Origin of the sequence: Pseudomonas sp. EL_65y_Pfl1_R83, from assembly GCF_963970695.1 — a bacterium.
Lineage (GTDB): Bacteria > Pseudomonadota > Gammaproteobacteria > Pseudomonadales > Pseudomonadaceae > Aquipseudomonas > Aquipseudomonas tritici.
In genome coordinates, this window is sequence record NZ_CAXAQI010000196.1 from 1 (window position 1) to 551 (window position 551).

The 551-nt window shown below is 60.3% G+C and carries 1 protein-coding gene; it reads right to left on the reverse strand.

All coding sequences use genetic code 11. The features are described from left to right. Positions 1–128 precede the first annotated feature (128 nt). A partial coding sequence (locus AACY08_RS28380) for a VIT1/CCC1 transporter family protein (protein WP_339472419.1) occupies positions 129–551 on the reverse strand: 423 nt, incomplete at its 5' end.

Below are 551 nucleotides of genomic sequence, written 5' to 3' on the forward strand. Positions count from 1 at the left end.
TCTCTCCTAGTCCTGAAGTCCGCGGCATGTGTGATTGGGTACCGCTGGAATACATCGCAGAAAATCCCATTCTGCAGCGATGCAAATATCGAGTGCAAAATCGATTAAAAAATAGAGAGCTCCGCGAACTAGACGGCTCGACCGATGAGGGCACCAATGGTCGCAGTTGAGGCCATGGCGACTGCTCCCCAAAACACGACCCGAAGAGTGGGTTTCCATATGCTGGCGCCGCCAGCGCGAGCGCCGATCGCTCCGAGAACGCCAAGTCCGATGAGGCAGGCAATGGAGACGGTCCAGGTGGCGGTCCAGGCCGGCGACAGGAGAGCGACGGCCAGCGGCAAAGTCGCGCCAGATGCGAAGGTGACCGCCGAAGTGAATGCCGCTTGAACTGGCTTCGCCATCACATGACTGGTCAGTCCGAGTTCATCCCGCGCATGGGCCCCGAAGGCGTCCTTTGCCATCATCTGCTCGGCGACCTGTCGCGCCAGTTCGGGCGTTACACCACGCTGCTCGTAGATCGCGGCGAGTTCGGCCAGCTCCGCTTCAGGTTG